The organism is Terriglobales bacterium (genome assembly GCA_035561515.1).
Taxonomy (GTDB): domain Bacteria; phylum Acidobacteriota; class Terriglobia; order Terriglobales; family Acidobacteriaceae; genus DATMXP01.
The window spans coordinates 1-19388 of record DATMXP010000016.1; the positions used below are offsets into that span (position 1 = coordinate 1).

The window sequence follows — 19388 nt, forward strand, 5'->3', positions numbered from 1 at the left end:
AGGGAGTTGGGCTGGTTTTTCCGGTTGGTGGCAAGCCCGGAGCCCGAGCACGATCACCTAGGTCATACTCGCAAGAGGTGCTTAGCGCAGGTCGGCAAGGGTCTAAAGCGAACTGCTGGTCGAGAAGAACGAGCTCAACAATAACCTGGGACCCTTAATCTTTTTCCCCACCGTTTCCCCACTAAAACTCAAACCCCACGCCCACGCCGTGTGCCCCCGAAATCACAGCAGGCACAATCCACCACGTCCGCTTACCCGAAGCTTTCAGCCGATAGCTCAAGTACATCAGTCCTGCATTCAGCGGCACGTTGACCGCATACATGCCGGTCCGTGACACCGGGCTCAGCGGATTCAATTCCCGGCACGTTCGATTACCAAGACAGCTTTGCGTCCGTTCGATATCGGCGATCGTCAATCCCATTGCGAGCGCGTGAAGCGCTACGAACTTCTTGTCGATGACGCGAGGTTTCGTTGGCCGCTCAAGGAATCTCTCCACCGGTGCAACGTACGGCATCGGCTCAACTCGGAACAGATCTGCCCCACGCTCCGGATCGCCGGCAAACGCCAGCGTGGCCGCGCACAGCACGACAACTGCGCCGACCCCCCGCGCCAACCCTGAGATATGCATCGCCTTCACCGAGTGGCGTCATTCTGTCGGCCGCCTTTGTCTTGCGCACTCGGGTCTTTGCATTATTTCTGCGGGATTTCCCGTTGCGTTTCGTTTTTCCCCCGGCAGATAATCACCTTATCTCCCGGCCACCCACAAACCGAAGCGCTGTCACGGCCGAGCGCGACGAGCCACGCACCGACCAGCGTCTCGGACACATCATTCGCGTTCTCAGCACTCATCCCACGCTTGTGATCAGCGGCACGCGCCTCGCCGAAGAGATCGGTACCACGCGTTCCGAAGTTTGGCGCCTCGTTGAACAGCTTCGCTCTCTCGGTGTCGAAATCACCGGACATCAGGCCACCGGATACCAACTCGCCAAGGTCCCCGATCTGCCGCTCCCCGAAGTGCTGGAGCCCGCGCTGCGCAACACCATATTTGCGCGCCGAGTACACCACTATTTCCGGATCGAATCGACGAACACCGAAGCGATGCAGGCCGCTGCCGCCGGCGCACCCGAAGGCAGTGTCTTTCTCGCCGAAGAACAGACTGCCGGTCGCGGACGCGGCGGCCACTCGTGGACCTCGCCGCCCTCCACCGGAATTTACTGCTCCGTCGTTCTTCGTCCTGCGCTCTCACCTGGCGACGCGCTCCTGCTTTCCTTGATCTCCGGGCTGGCCGTCGCCGAGGCAGTTCGCCAGGTCTCCGGAATCACGCCCGACCTGCGCTGGCCCAACGACCTGATGATCGGCGACAAGAAGTTCTGCGGCATCCTCACCGAGATGAATGCCGAAGTAACCCGCGTGCGACACGCCGTAGTCGGCATCGGCATCAACGTGAATCAACCGGAGTTCCCGCCCGACCTGGCTGAAATCGCAACCTCTCTTCTCACCGAAGGAAAGCGGGAATGCTCGCGCGTCGAACTCACCGCAGCCTTGTTACAATCGCTCGACAGGGAGTACAAGGCGTTAACGTCTGATCCCGCCACCGCACGTAAGCAGATCTTCGAGCGCTTTGAGCATTCTTCGAGTTACGCGCGTGGCAGGCACGTCACGGTTGACGAAGATGGCGGCTACGAAGGCATCACCGCCGGGTTGGACGAGCGCGGCTTCCTGCTTGTCGAAACATTCAAGGGTACGAAAACGGTCTTATCAGGAACGGTTAGGCCAAAATAAGCAACACGTTCGCAATGCTTTTGCTAACTACTAGCTCCTAACTACTAGCTACTATGCTTTTGGTCTTAGATGTAGGTAACACCAACACGGTACTCGGCGTATTTCGCTCGAAGCCCGACGGCACATTCGGCGAACTTCGTGCGCACTGGCGCGTCTCCACCAACAAGACACAGACCGTCGACGAATACGGCGTGCTCTTCCGCAATCTGTTCGCGATGGCCGGCATCGATCTCGGCCCGCTCAGCGGAATCGTCGTCTCCTCCGTAGTGCCGCCGCTCGACACCACGTTGCGCGAGGTCTGCGAAAAGTACTTCTCCACGAAGGCGCTCTTCATCGAGCCCGGCGTGAAGACCGGCATGCCCGTTCACTACGACAACCCTCTGGAAGTCGGCGCCGATCGTGTGGTCAACAGCGTTGCCGCCTTCGAGAAGTACGGCGGCCCCTGCGTCATCGTGGACTTCGGCACGGCCACCACCTTCGACGCCGTCTCCGCCAAGGGCGAGTATCTCGGAGGCGTGATTTGTCCCGGCATCGGCATTTCCGCCGAGGCGCTCTTTGAACGGACCGCCCGCCTTCCTCGCGTGGACACCCGTAAGCCTGCTCGCGTGATCGGCACCAACACCGTCGCCAGCATGCAATCGGGCTTGTTCTACGGATACCTCGGACTGGTGGATGGAATCCTCGCCCGTCTGCTCGGCGAATTGGGCAAGGACACGAAGGTGGTCGCCACCGGCGGCCTGGCACCGCTCATCGGCGAAAACTCCGAGTACATCAAACACGTCGACGACCTGCTCACGCTCGAAGGCTTGAAGATCATCTACGAACGGAATGCGGCTACGGCCAAGCGTCGCGGTTCGGCCAAATAGCTACTCACAATACGGCTGGATATCGAACGGCGGGATCGCTGGCAACCCGTCCAACTCGCCTGTCCAGCCTTTGCATCGTGTCGGCTGGGCCGCCCTCCGCACCTTGTTGTTCAGGTCTCGCGCTTCCACTTTCGCCTTGGCCGCCTCCGAACTGCCCAGGTCCGATTCCACCCACGACAAATCTGCCGAAACGTCTATGCCTGCCTCCCGTGCCACGTAAAGCCACATATACGCTTCGCGCTTATTGATCGGAACTCGACCGGAAAGTAAAAGCTTCGCCAGCCGGAACTGCGCATACGGGAGTCCCTGTTCGGAGGCAACACGAAACCATCGCACCGCGTCCGCTGGAGCTTCCCGAATCAACATCAATTCCCCCAGCAAATACGCCGCGAACGGATTCCCCTCGTCCGCTGCCGCCTGCAACCATTTCTCGCCGTCGCGACGACTCCCACCATACGCACCGGTGAAGTACAGCCTGCCCAATAGGTACTCCGCGAAATGACTGCCCCGGTTAATTGCCTTTTGATACTGCTCCGCAGCCTTGCTCGGATTACTGCCGCTCTCATCGTAGATCGTACCCAGCGCGATGATGGCCGGCAGGTACCCTAAGTCGGCGGACTTGGTCATCAAATCCAAGCCTCTTATGTTGTCGCGATTATTTGGGCTGCCGCCCGTCAGCTTATTCAGTGCCTCGTCGTAGATAGCGCGCGGATCGTTCTGCGCCAGGCACGACGCCGTTAAGAGAAGAAATGCAAGAATCGCACGCACAAGCGGAATCTATACCGCTCAACGAACCCCTGCAAGACATAGCTGACACGAAAGTTCCTGATACTGTTCGAATGAAACTCGCAGGGACGAATCACGGCGGAGTTCATTCGTCCCAAAATGGAACCGCGCTCACGACAACTATGGCCGACTTCATCGCCGATGGAATTACACTTCTCGGAACCTTGTACTTAAGAGGAAGAATGATCACCCACAAATTCTTTGCCGTCATCGCTGCCTTAATGATTTTGACCGGAACTCTCGCGGCCCAGGCCGCTGCGCCCGCTGGATGGAAGCTCGTTTGGAGCGACGAGTTCAAAGGCAATCGTCTCGACTCGAGCAAGTGGAACGTGCTGACGCGCGAACAGAGCAAGCACGACGAACTCCAGTATTACGTTCCCGACGAAGTGTACGTTGAGAATGGATCGCTGCGCTTGCGCAGTCGTGTGCGCGATTTCGGCGGCATGCACTACACCAGCGGACGCGTGGACACCAGCCGCAAGTTCGCCGTCACTTACGGGCGTTTCGAGATCCGCGCCAAGCTTCCCGGCGGCAAGGGACTGTGGCCGGCGCACTGGCTGTATCCGCAGAATCGCGATTGGGCCATGGAACGCCTGATGGCCGCCGCCGTCGCCGCCGGAGACGAGCGACTCATTCCCGAAGAACGTCCCTGGTACACCGAAATCGACATCATGGAATTCCTCGGCCACGAGACCAACGTCGTTTACGGCACGCTGCACTACTACACATTCAAAGGCGAAAAGAAGGCGACTTCCGGCACCTGGCGTGGCAATGTCGATTACACGAAGGACTTTCACGTTTACGCGCTTGAGTGGGAGCCCGACGCAATCCGCTGGTATGTGGACGACCAACTCATCTACACCACTGTGAATGGCGTCCCGCACACGCCACACTACCTGATCCTGAACACCGCTGTCGGCGGAGGTTGGCCCGGCAATCCGGATAACACCACCGTCTTTCCGCAGTTCCACGACGTCGACTACGTGCGGGTGTACCAGCGCGCGCGTGATTGATCGCAGGCGTGCCACTTCGCAGGTTTAAACTGGAAGTGGTGGAAAACTACTTCAATTACTTCACGGAGATCGAGGAGCATTTTCAGCGTCGCCGTGGCAGCATTCTACTGCTGAACACGCTCGACTGGGCGCTCATCGAGACGTGGAAGGATGCGGGCATTCCGCTGGAAGCTGTGCTGCGAGGCATTGACGAGTCGTTCGACAAGTACGACCAGCGCCCCTCGAAGTCCCGCAAGGTGAACAGTCTCGCCTATTGTGCGCAGGAGGTTCTCGCCGCCGCCGAAGAGATGAAGCAGGCCGCTGCCGGAACCGCTCCGTCGCCGGAGAGCAAGCCCGCCCGCGACACCGGATTCGAAGGACAACGCATCGCCACATTCCTTCGCGCCAATGCCGACGCGCTGGCGAAAAACTCGGCACCTGTGGCCCGCCAGATGGCTGACGACATTCGCCTGATGGCGGCCGATATTGACACACAGACCTCTCCGAAACTCGAGGATGTCGAGCGCCGCCTTACCATGATGGAAGAAAAACTTGTGGCATCGCTGATGGCCGGCGCCAAAGACGAAGACCTGGTCGCGATCCGCGCCGAAGCCGATCGCGAACTCGCACCCTATCGCCGCAAAATGCCCGCCGCCCAGATCGACCACCTTCAGCGGCAATTCATGCAGAAACGCCTGCTCGAGAAAGCGGGCATTCCTCGCTTGAGTCTGTTCTACTTGTAAGCAATGCAACTCACGATCGAAAAACTCGTTTATGGAGGCGACGGCCTCGCGCGCCTTGAGCAGGCAGACGGCAAGCGCAAGACTGTTTTCGTGCCGCTTGTGCTTCCGGGCGAAACCGTGGAAGTGACGTTGGTCGAAGAGCGCCCGGGCTTTGCGCGGGCAAAACTCGAAAGCGTCGTCGAGCCATCTCCGAGTCGCACCGCCTCGCCGTGCCCCTACTTCGGCGAATGCGGCGGATGCCATTACCAGCACGCGCCCTACGAAAAGCAGCTTGAGTTGAAGTCGTCAGTGCTTCGCGAAACAGTCTCGCGCATCGCGAAAGTGGATCTTCCAGAGATCACCTTGCACGCCTCTCCGCCGCTTCACTATCGCAACCGCACTCGCATGAGGTTGGTCGCGACACCCTCCGGCGAATCGAAGTTTGTGATCGGCTACAACCGCCTCGCATCGCATCGCGTCCTGCCGGTTCGCGAATGCCCGATCAGTTCACCGCTCATCAATCGCGCACTCCAGGGGATCTGGTCCATTGCGGCTACGCACGAAGCACCAGCGGGCCTGGCGGAAATCGAGTTCTTTGCCGATTCCACCGACGAAAAACTTCAGCTTGAATTTCTCACGGAAACCTCCGCTGACGACTCGACTCTGAGAGCCTTCGCGCGCGAGATTGCCGATGCGGCCCCTGCCATTGCAGGCATCTCGCGTATCCCGCGTCCCCGCCGCGAGCACAATGACACGACCTCTGCTCCCGAGCTTGACACCGATATCACTGTTCGCGCCACCGCGCTCGCTGGGCGGCCCGATCTCACCTACGACATTGCCGAATACAAATATCGTGTCAGCGCCGGATCGTTTTTCCAGACCAATCGTCACCTCACTTCGAAGCTGATCGAGTTGGTCACGAATGGTGCCAACGGGAAGCGCGCACTCGACCTCTACGCCGGCGTCGGACTTTTCACCTTGCCTCTGGCAAAAAGCTTCGAGCGCGTCACGTCCGTCGAGTCTGCGGCCTCATCGTTCCGCGATCTCGTCGCCAATGCACCCGCCAACGTGAAGCCGATTGAATCCACCACGGAGGCGTTCCTGCAAAAGCTTTCCGGTTCCAAACCGGATTTTGTAGTCGCAGATCCGCCACGCTCAGGCTTGGGGAAACGCGTAACCGCAGCGCTGGTCAAACTTCAGCCGCGTGAAGTGGCTTGCGTGTCTTGCGACCCTTCCACCCTCGCCCGCGACCTGCCCGCCCTGCTTGCTGCCGGATATCGCATTCGCGAAGCTCATCTCGTGGACCTTTTCCCCCAGACATTTCACATCGAAACCGTGCTGCGATTGGTTCGGTGAATTGGCGAGCTAAATGCTGCAAGGTCCGTTTCGGGACTGGTGCGACCTTCTAAACTCGGCTCTGGTTGCGGTTTTTCCATGAGCGCGCGCCAAGCGGCGAGCACAATGAATTCGTGCTCCCGGCCGATCACGAGATCCGACATCCTCGTGCTCCGATGTTCACCTTCGCGCTCGCGTTAGGTGGCGGCATTCTATTGGGCAATCTGCTCTGGCGGCCTCCGATTTGGTTGGGGATATTCGCCAGTGTCTGTCTCGTCAGTACCGCGATTCTCTGCTCGAAACATCCACGATTTGCATGGCTTGTTGCTCATGGCGCGGTCATCGCGCTCGGCTGGATTGCTTTCGTCGGACACGCCAGCCAGTCCGCTGCTACCGCTGCTGATTCCGCTATCAACGATTTCCTCTCCGGACAGGAGGTCACGTTCATCGGCACGGTTCAGCGCGAACCCGGCGCATTCGCATCTGCGACCCGTAACTTCCTCCAACTCGATCTTGCGACCGAGTCACTGACCGATGCTACCCACAGTCGCACAACTCACGCTGGAATCCGACTTAACATCTATTCGCGAGAACGCGAGGACGAAGAAGCTGAAACCGCAACCGCTTCCCACCCTCGCTTCAAATATGGCGATCGCATCCGAGTCATCGCGAAACTGAGGCCGCCCAAAAACTTCCACAACCCCGGCGCTCTCGACTACGAATCTTACCTCCGGCGACAGGGCATTACTGCACTCGGATCCGCGAAGCTCGAATCCATCGAGTTGCTGGGCAACAACAGCGACCGGATCGGCCGCTGGCGTTCCTACGCCCGCCACAGCATCATCGCCCGTATTCACCAGCTTTGGCCTGAACGCCAGGCCGCCCTCATGGACGCGATGCTTATCGGCGAACGCGCCTTCATCGAGCATGACGTTACCGCCGACTTCCAGCGCTCGGGCACCTATCACGTCCTCGTCGTCTCCGGCATGAACGTCGGCATTCTCTCGTTGCTGGTTTTCTGGCTTCTGCGCCGGTTGCGATTCGGCGAAGTCATCGCCTCCGCGGCCACCGTCATCCTCGCCGCCGGATACGCCTTCCTCTGCGACGGCGGCGCTCCCATCGTTCGCGCCGCGCTCATGCTCGCCATCTTTCTCATTGCGCGGCTGATGTATCGCGACCGTTCGCCACTCAACGCACTCGGCATTGCCGCTGCTCTCGTGCTTCTGTTTGACCCGGCCGCGCTCTTCGATACCAGCTTTCAACTCACGTTCCTCTGCGTGCTCGTAATCGCCGGACTCGCCGTCCCTCTCTTCGAGCGCACCTCCGACCCGTGGCGTCGCGGACTGCGTCACTTCCAGTCCACCATGTTCGACCTGTCCCTTCCGCCGCGCGTAGTGCAGTTCCGTCTCGATCTGCGCTTGCTCCTTTCACGCGTGGAGAGGTTCGCTCCCGAACCGCTGATGCGCTTCCTGACGCTTCGCACTATCGGCGTAGTGCTCACTATCTGGGAAGTGTTCGTAGTTTCCGCCTTGATGCAGGTTGCGCTCGTGCTGCCAATGGCCCGCTATTTCCATCGGGCCACGCTCACTGCTCTGCCCGCGAACATCCTCATCATTCCGCTCACCGGCATCCTGATGCCTGCTTCCGCCGCCGCGCTCGCGCTCTCTTACGTTTCGCAATCGCTCGCGGCTTTGCCGGCATTCATCGCTGGACTGTCACTGCATCTGATCACCGGAACCGTTCACATCGCCGGATCACTTCGCTACGCCGACCTCCGACTGCCATCGCCATCGTGGACGGCATCTCTACTCTCCATCTCCGCGCTTGCTGTCGCTCTCCTCGCGGCGCGCCGCTCCCGCCGATGGGCCGTCGTCTCCCTCGCCGCTCTCATCGCTGCGGCTGTCTTCCTCGTCACCCGTCCGGCCGCGCCTCAAATCTCTCCCGGCCAACTGGAAGTTTCCGCCATCGACGTCGGCCAAGCCGATTCCACGCTCCTTGTCTCACCCGAAGGACGCGCCATGCTCGTCGACGCCGCCGGTCCGCTCGGTTTCAGCCGATCCGAATTCGACTACGGCGAGAACGTCGTTTCCCCTTACCTCTGGGCACGCGGCTTCTCCCGCCTCGACGTCGTCGTCATCTCCCACGGACACTCCGACCATATCGGTGGCATGCTGTCCGTCCTTAACAGCTTCCGTCCGCGCGAACTCTGGGTCAGCCGTCTTCCGCAGACTCCCGCCGCCGAGCGAGTCCTTACCCGTGCGCAGGACCTCGGAATCTCCATTCGCGAATTGCACGCCGGAGACGAACTCAATTGGTCCGGCACACACATTCGCGTCCTCGCTCCCGCAACTTCAGACGAGCCGGGCACGAAGCCGCACAATAACGATTCACTCGCTTTTCGGATTGCTTATCAGGAAACTGCGGTTCTGCTGGAAGGAGATTCTGAAAAACAGGCAGAGCGCCTGATTGCGCTTCAGAAACCGGAAGCCGTTCTACTGAAGGTGGCCCACAACGGTAGCCTCACCTCTACCACGCCCGAGCTGCTCGATGCCGTACAGCCGCGCTATGCGTTCATCTCCGTGGGCGCACGGAACCCATTCCGCCACCCGCGTCCGGAGATTCTCGGCCGCCTCGCCCAACGTGGCATCGCCACTTACCGCACCGACACGATGGGCGCACTCACGTTCTTACTGGATGGAAAAACTGTGACGCCGCCTACCCCTCGGTAGGGCCTTCGGTCTCGGAGTTCTGCGATCCTTCTTCGGCAGCCGCCGCTCCCGAACTCCGGTAATCCGCTATGATCTCGCGCGCCTTCTCTGCGTCGTCGGCACTCACTCGCACCACAATGCCGCCCACTCCCGGCAGCACATCCTGTGGAGCATCCAACGCCGTCACCAGAGCCTCGATACCCTCGGACTCCAGCAAACCGCGCACCACCATCGCTTCCGACTCCTGCTCGGAATCGAATACCTGCACCAATTCCTGGTTTGTCTGTGGTTGTGTCGCCATAGTTCCTCCTTTGCTTGGATGCACCGAAGCGAATCGAACAGCTCTCGATTCCTAAACTAATTGGAAAAGATTACTCCATCAGTGACTTTCGGCACCCCTCTTGGCCCGTTTTTCACGGCTTCCATTCTCGCATTCGGGTGTATAGTCGCGCCAATTGCCCCGGATGTGGGTCAGCGCAACGTCGGGTAGGTGTAGCTCATCGAATTAATGCACAAGACGGTTGCAGCTAAGTACACCAGCAGGACGCCCTGCTGTTTTTGCGCTTCAAGGCTGCCTTCCGGCGGGAGCCGTCCCTCAGGGGTGGTTCGGAAGTTCCGTCAGAATTGGGAGTTGAGGCCACATGGAAGGTCAGGAAATTCGGAAATCGGAAGTGAACCTGTCAACCGCTGAGATCGAAGACGAAAACCGTCGCCTTCGCCGCCTCCAGATCATGATGAGCATGGTCATGCAGGTGTTGAGCGAGCAGTCGAACCTCACCATCGAGGAGGCCTCCGAGCTCGTTGCGAGTAGCCGGAAAGCCGCCCTCAACCTCTTTCCCGGCAAGGAACTTGCCTACGACCTCATCTACAAGCCGCGCCTCCAGCGCATTCTGAACGAGCGCTTCCGGCTCCAGTAGCAGCGCACCGGTGACTCGCCGCAAGCTTCTCCGGATCCGGCTGAATCTCCACTTGGACCCGTCACTGGGACGAATTGCGGCTCACAATGTGGGAAGACAAAAGCGGCGTTGCAAAGTCGTCACCTCTTCGCAACGCCGAAAATGAAGATGGCCCGAGCTTACTTCCTCTTCCGCAGAAACACTGCCACTGCCCCGGTCGCAACCACCAACACGGAAGCCGGTTCTGGTACCTGGTTCACCGGAGGCGCCGAAGAAATCGCGCCTACTGCATCGATGTCTGCGCCGACTGTTCCGCCGGTTTGGTCTCCTTCGTTCGTGTCGTCGGTCAGCCGCACATAGGAGAAGTACTGACCCAGGCCAAACCCGAACGCGTCGATATCGATGCCGCTGGTGGCGCCGAATACCTTACCAACTCCGTGCCAGACCACTCCGTCCTCGCTGATGTCCACGAACGTATCCTCCACGTCCGGGCCTACCTCAAAGATCCAGAGATCCAGCGCGCTGCTTCCGCTGCCGGTCAGCGAATTGTTCGTGAAACGCAGAACGATGGAGCCGCCATCGCCGAGCGATACGTAGCTCGGATTCGCCGGATAATTCGGAACTCCCAGCGCTTGTGTCGGATCCAGCACACTGGCGATCGGCTCCCCATTCTTAATCGCCGGCGTAAAACTTACGACCGCATCCGCAAAAGACGCGGACCCTCCCGGAAAGTTCACTCCCCCGAAAACATCTGACCGCGCTGGCGTTACCAGCACCGCCATCACACACATTAAAAAAATAACCGTACTTGCTCGTTTGAACATGAATGCTTCCTTTCACCTCGGATAGGCATAACTGCGCCGCGATACTGCGCAGTGGCGCGAGCACCCGAAGGCAAAACCCGCAACTGGGGTGCCGGAGTTCCGCCATGACGCCCGCGTGGGAGTTAAAAAAACGCGATCAACCGCAAACGTCGCCACCAAGTTCGCAAAGTGGCTGCTGAGTCACAGCTTTCAGTATTCCCATTTCGGAACTACGGGGCAGAATACGTACATCTCTCCAGAGTTATGGCCCGCATCAGAGGCTTGGGAGATCTCTCAACGAACTTGAATGTGCAGGAGTTTGCAGTTCTTCAGGAACTTGGTTTCCTGATCGGCGCCACACTGCCCCGGGCAGGGCAGACATGAAAAAGCGGCTCACGATGGAGTGAGCCGCTCGTCTTCACTGAACTTCTCGACTTAGATTCCGACTGCGTACTCGTCGTTCGGTTCCGACGTTCCCCTATAACCGTAGTGATAGGGCTCCATCGAACGCGCGAACCGTGCCTTGCGCAGACGATATCCCACATACAATCCGCCCGCGATCACGCCCGCCGCCAGTCCCGCGGCCGTCAGCGCAGCTCCGGGGTTCAGCACCACCGGACCCACCACCCGCGCCGTCGAATGCACCATGCGTCCCGGACGCCCCAGTCCTTCTCGGAAGTCCTGGATCGCCTTCTTTCCGCCGCGGCCCAGTGCGCGATGGCTGGTAATCATCGCCGACGTCATCGGGATCGTCAGGTCCTCACCGCCGTTCACCACCGCGTGGTCCGTGTCCCGCTCCTCCTGCACTTCCAGCAACTCCTCCAACGCCTCGCCGATCCCGGTCACGCGGCTCCACAGCGAACGGAATGCCACCCGGCCCGACTTGTCGATGATGTATGTCGGATTCGGCATCTTGCCGTATTTCTTGTGGACCTTGCCGTCTAGCTCATCCAGCAGGATCGTAAACTCGATGTGCTCTTCATCGCGCAGCGTCTCAGCCGCTTCCAGTTTGTCATCCATCGATTGATGCGCCGGCAGCTTCTCGCCCGGATGAGCTTCTCGGATATAAACAAAGAGGAATTCCACATCGTCGTTGTCCTGGTACTCCTCGTACAGATTGTTCATCCGGCGGATGGAAGAGGCCGTAAACGGACAGGTCGCCGACCCGAACGTAAGTACCACGTTCTTCTCGCCTGCGAAGTCACTCAGGCGAAACTTGTCGCCTTCGATGGAGCGTAGTTCAAAATCCGGTGCCCTTTCGCCCGGTTCCGGACCGCTGCCAAATCCGTGCCGAGCCGCGTCTCGGAGTAGTTCATGATTGCTGAAGGATTCGTAGTTGTAAGGTTTTCTTCCGAACATCGCCGGGGCCTCCTCGCTGCTACACCGCCTGAACTGTTTCGATGCGAAACCGCTCTTGCGATATGTCCATTCTAGTACGCGCAGCGGGTTTGCCGTTGCGAATCCGGAGGAACTAGAATGTCGGCACGGAGAACCAATATGGCACTCAAGGTCGGCGATAAGGCGCCTGACTTCACCGTTCCTGCCGTTCGCGGAGTCGAGAAGCTCACTGTCAAGCTCAGCGACTACCGGGGCAAGAAGAACGTCGTTATCGCATTCTATCCACTCGACTGGACCCCGGTTTGAGGGGCCCAGATGCCGGCGTATAACGCGGATCTCGACCGCTTCGCCGGATTCGATGCCCAGGTCATGGGCATGAGCGTGGATTCCATCTATAGCCACATCGCATGGCAGAAGAAAGAAATCGGCATGATGAACTATCCCCTCTGCGCCGACTTCTATCCGCATGGCGAAGTGGCCAGGAAGTTCGATGTACTTCGCGAAGGTGAGCCCGTTCCCGGCATTAACGAACGCGCTATCTTCGTGGTTGACAAGGAAGGCATCATCGTCTTCGCCAAGCTCTACCGTCTGGATGAGCAACCCGAAAACGAAGAGTTGTTTGAAGTGCTTCGTAACCTGAAGGCGAAGGCCGCGGCGAAGTAGCCCTCACAAAGCCGGTAAAAACAGAGAAGGCGACCGTTAAGGCCGCCTTCTTTATGTTTAGTATGAAGACCGATTAAGACCGCCGCATCCGAATATACGACCTCACGGAAACTGCAAAAATAACCGGACAAACTATCATCGCAAATAACGAGGTCATGTTCATGTCTCCATCATAAGAGACCTTTGCCTCACCTCGTCATTCAAAGTTCGATTACCAAAGATCAGCGAGAGTGATACTACTCGCGTCATCTGCTGACTGATTCCACACGACTTACGGCAACGGGCATCCCGTTTTGGAACTCAACTCCGCCAATGGCGTCGTGCCCAGCCTGCGCTGCCCGTCCGCGAAGATCCACGTCGGCACCTGTTTCACTCCGGCCCACGAGCACGCCGGTGCGGGCTCCTTCTGCCCCGGCACCCTGCATTCCACGTACGTCACATACTGGAACGACTCGCCAAACAGCTCCTTCTGGTCCAGGCAATGCGGACAGATCGAGCTGCCATACATCACGGCCTTCTTTTCCGTCAGGCATTTGGCGAATCCATCGAGCGACTTCGACTTGTCGCTCCGATTGAGTAACGCCATCGCAAACGCCGCTGCAATCAGCGCCACAACGGCCACCGCCAGCACGACCACCAGCCAGCGTCTTCCCTTCCCGCCGGACTCCCCATTCCGATTTCCCATGCCTGACATTCTACCCAGCACCCCTCTGCTTTCGCAGCAAAACAAAAAGGGCGACCCGCAGGCCGCCCTTCTCCAAATCAGAAAGTTACTTCTGTTCTTCCGTCGCCTCTTCCGCTTTCGCAGTGACGAACGCAATCGTCATATTCGGATCGCCAACCTTGAAGCGTGCAAAGCGCCGTACGGCGATGTTCTCGCCCAGTTTGCCGACCTTCTGTGCGATGATCTGCGCGATCGAAATCGTCTGGTCTTTGATGAACGGCTGTTCGAGCAGGCAGACTTCTTCGTAGTACTTGCTCATCTTGCCTTCCACGATCTTCTCCACCACCGCTGGCGGCTTTCCAGTCTGCGCGGCCTGCGTGCGATAGATATCCTTCTCGCGCTCGAAATCTTCCGCCGTGACATCTTCGCGCCGGATGTACTTCGGGTCCGTCGCCGCGATGTGCATCGCGACATCGTGTACCAGTTCTTTGAAGTCGTCGGTACGCGCCACGAAGTCGCTCTCGCAGTTCACTTCGACCAGCACGCCGATCTTGCCGCCCGCGTGGATGTAGCTCGCCACCGAACCTTCGCTCGTCGTGCGCGTCGCCTTCTTCGCGGCAACCGACACGCCGCGCTTCCGCAGCAACACGATCGCCTGTTCGATATCGCCCTTCGCTTCCACCAGGGCTTTCTTGCAATCCATCATGGGAGCGCCGGTCTTGTCGCGAAGATCTTTCACGACAGCGGCTGAAATATTTGCAGTAGAAGTGCTCATTTCCGATCCTTTTCCTGAAAACCCGTATACAAACGTTGACCCGCGCCCCTCTACGACGCGCGGGTCATAATCCAATCCTAGCTACTAACTTCCAGCTACTAGCTACTGATTCTCTAGACTTCCGCGTGACGCGCTTCTGCAGATTCCGAAGCGGCTTCACTTTCCGCCGACATCGCCGGTTTCCGTCCGCCGCGCAGCACGTCTTCCATCGAAATCTCCTCGTTGGATTCCGTCTCTTCGCCCGGCGCCTGGCCTTCGCCTTCGCTCACGGCCACCGCATCCCGGACTTCCGCCACCTGCTTATCGGTCGCGGCCTGGTTGCCTTCGATCGCCGAATCGGCAATCTTCGACGCGAACAAGCGAATCGCACGTAGCGCGTCGTCGTTTCCGGGGATGACGTAATCCACTTCGCTCGGATCGCAGTTCGTATCCACCACCGCGACCACCGGGATACCCAACTTCCGGGCTTCCCGCACCGCGATCTGCTCTTTGTTCGAATCGATCACGAACACCGCATCCGGCAGGCGGTTCATTTCCTTGATGCCGGCCAGGTTGGCCTGCAGGTGCTTGCGCTCACGCTCAAGCTTGATCACTTCCTTCTTCGGGAGAAGCTCATAACGGCCATCCGTGGCCATATCGTCGAGCTCCTTCAACCGCTTCACCGACTTCTGCACTGTCACCCAGTTCGTCAGAAGTCCGCCCAGCCACCGCTGGTTCACGTAGTACATCGAGCACCGGTTCGCTTCTTCCGCGATGGCGTCCTGCGCCTGGCGCTTGGTGCCTACAAACATGATCGTCTTTCCTTCGGCGGCAAGGTCACGCACGAAGTTCGACGCCTCTTTGAACATCTTCAGTGTCTTCTGAAGATCGATGATGTAAATCCCGTTGCGCTCGCCAAAGATGTATTCCTTCATCTTTGGATTCCAGCGCTTCGTCTGGTGCCCGAAGTGAACTCCAGCTTCGAGCAGCTCTTTCATGCTGATGTTAGCCAAACAACCTCCTTTTTAGATTGCATCCGGACCGTACTGTCCCGGATTACATTCCCATCGCCCGCCCTCGCGAGGACGGGAAGAATTTGATTCCGTGGTTTCTTCCGCGGCGGCGGTTGGAATCACGACCGCCGCCACGAAGTCTTTAAACTTGCCGTTCGCCATCTCAGTTCCAGTCGCCAGACTGACGAACTGATGAACTGACAAACTGATGAACTCTTACCGCTTGCTGAACTGGAACCGCTTGCGTGCGCCCTTCTGGCCGTACTTCTTGCGTTCCTTCGCTCTCGGGTCGCGCCGCAGGAACCCGGCAGCCTTCAGCTTCGACCGCAGCTCCGGATTAAACACGATCAGCGCCCGGGCGATACCCATCTTCACCGCGCCGGCCTGGCCGTTCACGCCGCCGCCGTCCACGGTGATCACGGCATTGAAGCTTCCCTGCGTCTCGCTCAGCGCCAGCGGCTGCAATGCATCGATCCGCTGCGCGACCGTCACAAAGTGCTCGTCGAAACCCTTGCCGTTTACCTTGATGTCGCCGTTGCCGGGACGCAGAAACACACGGGCCACCGCCGACTTCCGCCGTCCCGTACCGTAATATTCAACTTGTTCAGCCATGCTTCGTCGTTTCCTAGTAGTCCGGGATTTCACATCCCGGGGTCTTACCGGGATTTCATATCCCGGAGTCTTGCCGGAATTTCTCATTCCCGGCTGTCTTGTGCGCCAAATCGCGTCAGCGCATCCAGAAATTATACCGAGGTCCCAAGTACCCGACCTTGTTTATGTGGCACAGACATTCCTGTCTGTGCTCCTTACTTATTCGCCGCTTTCCCGTCGGCGTAAGCCACGGCCGCCGCCGTCGGCTTCTGCGCCTCGTGCGGATGCCGATCGCCCTTATAGACCTTCAGCTTCTTGCCCATTGCCCGGCCCATCTTGGTCTTCGGCAGCATGCCCAGGACCGCCTGCTGGATTACCAGCTCCGGCTTCCGCTGCATGCGCTTTACGAAATCTTCCTCGCGCAATCCGCCCGGAAATCCGGTGTAGTGCCGGTACATCTTCGCCCCGGCCTTTAACCCGGTCAGCTTCACCTTTTCGGCATTAATGACGACCACATGGTCGCCGGCATCGATAAATGGCGTGTATTTAGGGCTATTCTTGCCCGCCAGGATGCGTGCACACTTCGTCGCCAGCCGGCCCAGGGTTTGACCCGAGGCGTCGACTACAAACCACTTGCGGACAATTTCCCCCTCTTTGGGGAAATACGTTGACATCTGAAATCTCCCTGAGTTTTCAAGAGAACCGCGGAGTTACAGCCCAGGACCGTAAAGATCAGACGGAGGACGCCTCTCTGGGCAGACCACTGCGGAGCAACAAAACATAGAGCTTACCTGAGTAGACCCGGGAAGTCAAACGTGGGCAGCGTTCGACTTGTATTTCCGGAAATCGTGAATTTGGGCCGATTTCCCTCTTTGGGATGGGATTCGGATTTATACTTCGCCGTTTCTCCCCCCAAATTGACCAAACAGGAGCCGAGCAGGTGATATCGAACGAACAACTGGGTGCTCTCAAAATAAACCGGGTTATCTTCCATGACCTACCAAAGTCGGTTCGCGGATCGGATGCCAAACCGGATCTGGCGGAAGCCGAAACCGAGATTGATGCAACCAGACGATCTCACCTTCAGAGAAAACTAGCGCAGGTACTTGGTTCCAAGTCAGCTTACGGAGTCCAGTTCGCCCCAATAACAACCTCCAAGCTTCCAGAGATCATTCGGTCCCTCACGACTAAACCGGCCACTGTCGAGGAATTTGTCGCAGCCTCGCAGGAAATTGCTACAACGCTCTTTGAAATGCAAACTGCGGCAATGTCGCCGGGAATCTTGGCGGTCATCGATGCAGTCGCCAACGGCAAGCCATCAATCATCCTCATGAAATTGGAACGAGAAGCGGGCACTCAGCTAGAAAAGGCCCAGAAGAATGGAAAAAAAACGTTCGCTATGTCCATTCTTGACAACTTGGTATTAACCGACGGAACCAAACTCTTCAAGTCCGCCATGTTCGTGCGAACCGGACCGGACCCGGATGATTTCGACGCGGGTGTATGTGACAGCCAGTACCACATTGGCGGCAGTAACGATATGGCGCGCTTTTGGCTCCGCTTCTTGGGATGCATGGTAACCGTAGAACCCAGGGTTGCCACGGAAAAGTTCTTCGATTCCACACTTCGCTACTTGAACGACAATGTCACAGATCCTGTCCAGTTGAACGATGTCTACGAACATCTACTTTCTGAGTTGAAGAGCAACAGGAAACAATTTTCACCCAAGGGTTTCATTGAGGACTATGTTCCTGAAGAACACCAACATCAATTGCGCGAACACCTAAGAAAAGAAGGACTATCGCTGAACACCTTCCACAAGGACACTAGTGATATTGAGTCTAAGCTCCGTCGACGGGCATATAGAACGGAGAAGGGAATACTACTTTCCGTTCCGGAGGAGCACGACGAAGTAATCGAAGTCCACGCAACGAAAGTCATTGTTAAGGACACCCTCAGCAAGGTCGGCCCGAGATGACCATTACCGAAGAAGCACGAGTCCGGTGGTTGGCAGACAAGGATAGGTTTGAGGAGTTTGGAAAGGAATTGAAGAAGATACTTTCTTCCGAAATCAAGAAACTCGGCATTTGGTCAGATGTGACTTCTCGTCCAAAGGAGATGGACAGTTTAATTCGAAAGCTTGTCAAGAAACCAAAGTACACGTATGACACTCTTGGCGACAAAGTCGGAGTGAGAGTCACCGTGCGCTATCGTTCGGAGATACCGAGAATCTTGGCTGTCGCTGAAGCATGTCTAAATTGCGGTGAATGGGAAGATAAACTCGAAACGCTCGAAGAGCGCTCCAAAGCAAACGAGTGGTCCGCAGTGGGTTACCTCAGTGTGCACGGTGATGTAAGATTAAAGGAAACGGCCGAGGCAATTTCGAAGTACCCTTCTGAGCGGTATCACGCAGAGTTGCAAGTACGGACCCTCGCACAGCATCTCTGGAGTGAAATGTCCCACGATTCCTTTTATAAGGCGGATGAGCACTTAGTCCCGATTCCGCCAGCGATCAAGAGACGTGTCAATTTGATGTCAGGATTGATCGAGGTATCGGACATGGAATTCGATAGGGTCAATGCTGAACTACCGAGCGTCCCTGAATTTCGTATGCTTCTGGCACTTGAACGGCATTACTACTCCCTTGCTAGCGAGAAAGTAGACCGCGAACTTAGTCTAACCGTAATCAAGTTGCTTTTGCCCCTATACTCTTCCGACATCGCCAGTACCATCAATCATTTAGACGAGTTTTTCAGCGACCATTTTTCCACGTTGCAGGTCATCTTTGATGAGGAACGTGCCAATCCCAATCGAGCAGCATTTCTTTTCACTCCGGAATCGCTGATGATCTATGACCGCCTTGAAGCTGACGATGTATCACTCCGAAAGTGCTGGATGACAGCGCTGCCCGAGAAAGAGCTTGAGTTGGTGGCAAATCGCTTTGGGTTCTCTTTCGATTAAATGCCGGTGCCCCGTCCTAGTTCGCCTCTTTTGGCGAAGTAGTGCCCCTCGCGCGCAGCGCTAACCCGGGTCTACCACCAGCGTTTCCCCTCGGACCTCCTCGTATACTTTCCCCATGAAGATGTCGCCGCTCCCGATGTCCGTTACCGACTGGCCCAGCCTCGAAACTACCCGCCACCCCGGCGACACCGGTTTCGCCCTGTGGCGCACCCGCAACTTTGCCGACATCCGCGTGCGCTTCGTCGAATACTCTCCCGGATATCGCGCCAATCACTGGTGCTCCAAGGGACACGTCCTCTACTGTCTCGCCGGATCACTCGAAGTCGAATTGCAGGATGGCCAACGCTTCTCTCTGCGCCCCAACCAGAGCTACCACGTCGGAGACGGTGACCCACCGCACCGCTCTCACACAGACGAGGGCGCAACCTTATTCATCGTCGACTGATGCCTGTGTGGCGCGAACACTCCGCGACCTTCGTCGAGCGCCCCGTGCCCGTGCCCCGGGTTCGCCCGT

22 protein-coding genes are annotated in these 19388 nt (G+C 57.9%); 11 read left to right on the forward strand and 11 right to left on the reverse strand.

Going from position 1 to position 19388, the window contains the following annotated elements; all coding sequences use genetic code 11:
* Positions 1-181: 181 nt before the first annotated feature.
* Positions 182-628 carry a hypothetical protein gene (locus VN577_06280; protein HWR14414.1) on the reverse strand — a complete coding sequence of 149 codons (447 nt, stop codon included), beginning with the start codon at positions 626-628 and terminating at the stop codon, positions 182-184.
* Positions 629-711: 83 nt separating this feature from the next.
* Here VN577_06280 and VN577_06285 point away from each other — a divergent pair, with 83 nt between their 5' ends.
* Positions 712-1782: a biotin--[acetyl-CoA-carboxylase] ligase gene (locus VN577_06285; protein HWR14415.1), complete on the forward strand. Its 1071-nt coding sequence runs from the start codon at positions 712-714 to the stop codon at positions 1780-1782.
* Between the two features lie 53 nt (positions 1783-1835).
* On the forward strand, positions 1836-2648 hold the full coding sequence (locus tag VN577_06290) for a type III pantothenate kinase (GenBank protein ID HWR14416.1): 813 nt from the start codon (positions 1836-1838) through the stop codon (positions 2646-2648).
* Here the strand turns inward: VN577_06290 and VN577_06295 are convergent, their stop codons facing one another.
* Positions 2649-3416 carry a tetratricopeptide repeat protein gene (locus tag VN577_06295; protein HWR14417.1) on the reverse strand — a complete coding sequence of 256 codons (768 nt, stop codon included), beginning with the start codon at positions 3414-3416 and terminating at the stop codon, positions 2649-2651.
* 200 nt (positions 3417-3616) lie between these two features.
* Here VN577_06295 and VN577_06300 point away from each other — a divergent pair, with 200 nt between their 5' ends.
* The 4 genes from VN577_06300 (at position 3617) to VN577_06315 (ending at position 9212) form a co-directional block, all read left to right on the forward strand.
* Complete coding sequence (locus tag VN577_06300) at positions 3617-4447, forward strand: glycoside hydrolase family 16 protein (protein ID HWR14418.1); 831 nt, start codon at positions 3617-3619, stop codon at positions 4445-4447.
* Between the two features lie 8 nt (positions 4448-4455).
* Positions 4456-5169, forward strand: a complete 714-nt coding sequence (locus VN577_06305) for a hypothetical protein (GenBank protein HWR14419.1) — start codon at positions 4456-4458, stop codon at positions 5167-5169.
* A 3-nt stretch (positions 5170-5172) separates the two neighbouring features.
* Positions 5173-6504, forward strand: coding sequence for a 23S rRNA (uracil(1939)-C(5))-methyltransferase RlmD (gene rlmD, locus VN577_06310; GenBank protein ID HWR14420.1), 1332 nt, complete (start codon positions 5173-5175; stop codon positions 6502-6504).
* Between the two features lie 113 nt (positions 6505-6617).
* Positions 6618-9212, forward strand: a complete 2595-nt coding sequence (locus tag VN577_06315) for a ComEC/Rec2 family competence protein (protein HWR14421.1) — start codon at positions 6618-6620, stop codon at positions 9210-9212.
* Here the strand turns inward: VN577_06315 and VN577_06320 are convergent.
* Positions 9199-9492 (reverse strand): DUF2007 domain-containing protein, encoded by a 294-nt coding sequence (locus tag VN577_06320; GenBank protein HWR14422.1) that lies wholly within the window; start codon positions 9490-9492, stop codon positions 9199-9201. The genes VN577_06315 and VN577_06320 overlap by 14 nt on opposite strands.
* Positions 9493-9832: 340 nt before the next feature.
* Here VN577_06320 and VN577_06325 point away from each other — a divergent pair, with 340 nt between their 5' ends.
* The gene (locus VN577_06325; GenBank protein ID HWR14423.1) at positions 9833-10108 is read left to right on the forward strand and encodes a hypothetical protein; all 276 of its coding nucleotides are present in this window, start codon (positions 9833-9835) and stop codon (positions 10106-10108) included.
* A gap of 158 nt (positions 10109-10266) precedes the next feature.
* Here VN577_06325 and VN577_06330 read toward each other — a convergent pair whose 3' ends face one another.
* Together VN577_06330 and VN577_06335 are read right to left on the reverse strand one after the other, a co-directional pair.
* Positions 10267-10911: a PEP-CTERM sorting domain-containing protein gene (locus VN577_06330; protein ID HWR14424.1), complete on the reverse strand. Its 645-nt coding sequence runs from the start codon at positions 10909-10911 to the stop codon at positions 10267-10269.
* Between the two features lie 414 nt (positions 10912-11325).
* Positions 11326-12249 (reverse strand): deiodinase-like protein, encoded by a 924-nt coding sequence (locus VN577_06335; GenBank protein HWR14425.1) that lies wholly within the window; start codon positions 12247-12249, stop codon positions 11326-11328.
* 138 nt (positions 12250-12387) lie between these two features.
* On the opposite strand from VN577_06335, the gene VN577_06340 reads away from it, so the two are divergent.
* Entirely contained in the window at positions 12388-12891 is a 504-nt protein-coding gene (locus tag VN577_06340; protein ID HWR14426.1) for a redoxin domain-containing protein, read from the forward strand.
* 271 nt (positions 12892-13162) lie between these two features.
* Here VN577_06340 and VN577_06345 read toward each other — a convergent pair whose 3' ends face one another.
* The 6 genes from VN577_06345 to rplM form a co-directional block, all read right to left on the reverse strand.
* The gene (locus VN577_06345; protein ID HWR14427.1) at positions 13163-13576 is read right to left on the reverse strand and encodes a hypothetical protein; all 414 of its coding nucleotides are present in this window, start codon (positions 13574-13576) and stop codon (positions 13163-13165) included.
* Between the two features lie 85 nt (positions 13577-13661).
* Positions 13662-14330 carry a translation elongation factor Ts gene (gene tsf, locus VN577_06350; GenBank protein HWR14428.1) on the reverse strand — a complete coding sequence of 223 codons (669 nt, stop codon included), beginning with the start codon at positions 14328-14330 and terminating at the stop codon, positions 13662-13664.
* A gap of 113 nt (positions 14331-14443) precedes the next feature.
* On the reverse strand, positions 14444-15322 hold the full coding sequence (rpsB, locus tag VN577_06355; GenBank protein ID HWR14429.1) for a 30S ribosomal protein S2: 879 nt from the start codon (positions 15320-15322) through the stop codon (positions 14444-14446).
* Between the two features lie 12 nt (positions 15323-15334).
* Entirely contained in the window at positions 15335-15526 is a 192-nt protein-coding gene (locus tag VN577_06360; GenBank protein ID HWR14430.1) for a hypothetical protein, read from the reverse strand.
* A gap of 12 nt (positions 15527-15538) precedes the next feature.
* Entirely contained in the window at positions 15539-15934 is a 396-nt protein-coding gene (rpsI, locus tag VN577_06365; protein ID HWR14431.1) for a 30S ribosomal protein S9, read from the reverse strand.
* 194 nt (positions 15935-16128) lie between these two features.
* Positions 16129-16587, reverse strand: a complete 459-nt coding sequence (rplM, locus tag VN577_06370; GenBank protein HWR14432.1) for a 50S ribosomal protein L13 — start codon at positions 16585-16587, stop codon at positions 16129-16131.
* A 203-nt stretch (positions 16588-16790) separates the two neighbouring features.
* Between rplM and VN577_06375 the strand changes: the two genes are divergently transcribed.
* The 3 genes from VN577_06375 (at position 16791) to VN577_06385 (ending at position 19319) form a co-directional block, all read left to right on the forward strand.
* Complete coding sequence (locus VN577_06375; protein ID HWR14433.1) at positions 16791-17891, forward strand: nucleoid-associated protein; 1101 nt, start codon at positions 16791-16793, stop codon at positions 17889-17891.
* Positions 17888-18874: a hypothetical protein gene (locus VN577_06380; GenBank protein HWR14434.1), complete on the forward strand. Its 987-nt coding sequence runs from the start codon at positions 17888-17890 to the stop codon at positions 18872-18874. The genes VN577_06375 and VN577_06380 overlap by 4 nt, the downstream gene beginning before the upstream one ends.
* 136 nt (positions 18875-19010) lie before the next feature.
* Positions 19011-19319 carry a DHCW motif cupin fold protein gene (locus tag VN577_06385; GenBank protein ID HWR14435.1) on the forward strand — a complete coding sequence of 103 codons (309 nt, stop codon included), beginning with the start codon at positions 19011-19013 and terminating at the stop codon, positions 19317-19319.
* The last annotated feature ends 69 nt before the right edge of the window (positions 19320-19388 follow it).

Excerpts from the sequence above, each read along its gene's own strand:
- VN577_06280 (HWR14414.1), bottom strand. The coding sequence starts at position 628 with ATGCATATCTCAGGGTTGGCGCGGGGGGTCGGCGCAGTTGTCGTGCTG.
- VN577_06290 (HWR14416.1), top strand. The coding sequence starts at position 1,836 with ATGCTTTTGGTCTTAGATGTAGGTAACACCAACACGGTACTCGGCGTA.
- VN577_06300 (HWR14418.1), top strand. The coding sequence starts at position 3,617 with ATGATCACCCACAAATTCTTTGCCGTCATCGCTGCCTTAATGATTTTG.
- rlmD (HWR14420.1), top strand. The coding sequence starts at position 5,173 with ATGCAACTCACGATCGAAAAACTCGTTTATGGAGGCGACGGCCTCGCG.
- VN577_06320 (HWR14422.1), bottom strand. The coding sequence starts at position 9,492 with ATGGCGACACAACCACAGACAAACCAGGAATTGGTGCAGGTATTCGAT.
- VN577_06325 (HWR14423.1), top strand. The coding sequence starts at position 9,833 with ATGGAAGGTCAGGAAATTCGGAAATCGGAAGTGAACCTGTCAACCGCT.
- VN577_06330 (HWR14424.1), bottom strand. The coding sequence starts at position 10,911 with ATGTTCAAACGAGCAAGTACGGTTATTTTTTTAATGTGTGTGATGGCG.
- VN577_06335 (HWR14425.1), bottom strand. The coding sequence starts at position 12,249 with ATGTTCGGAAGAAAACCTTACAACTACGAATCCTTCAGCAATCATGAA.
- VN577_06345 (HWR14427.1), bottom strand. The coding sequence starts at position 13,576 with ATGGGAAATCGGAATGGGGAGTCCGGCGGGAAGGGAAGACGCTGGCTG.
- tsf (HWR14428.1), bottom strand. The coding sequence starts at position 14,330 with ATGAGCACTTCTACTGCAAATATTTCAGCCGCTGTCGTGAAAGATCTT.
- rpsI (HWR14431.1), bottom strand. The coding sequence starts at position 15,934 with ATGGCTGAACAAGTTGAATATTACGGTACGGGACGGCGGAAGTCGGCG.
- rplM (HWR14432.1), bottom strand. The coding sequence starts at position 16,587 with ATGTCAACGTATTTCCCCAAAGAGGGGGAAATTGTCCGCAAGTGGTTT.
- VN577_06375 (HWR14433.1), top strand. The coding sequence starts at position 16,791 with ATGGGATTCGGATTTATACTTCGCCGTTTCTCCCCCCAAATTGACCAA.
- VN577_06380 (HWR14434.1), top strand. The coding sequence starts at position 17,888 with ATGACCATTACCGAAGAAGCACGAGTCCGGTGGTTGGCAGACAAGGAT.
- VN577_06385 (HWR14435.1), top strand. The coding sequence starts at position 19,011 with ATGTCCGTTACCGACTGGCCCAGCCTCGAAACTACCCGCCACCCCGGC.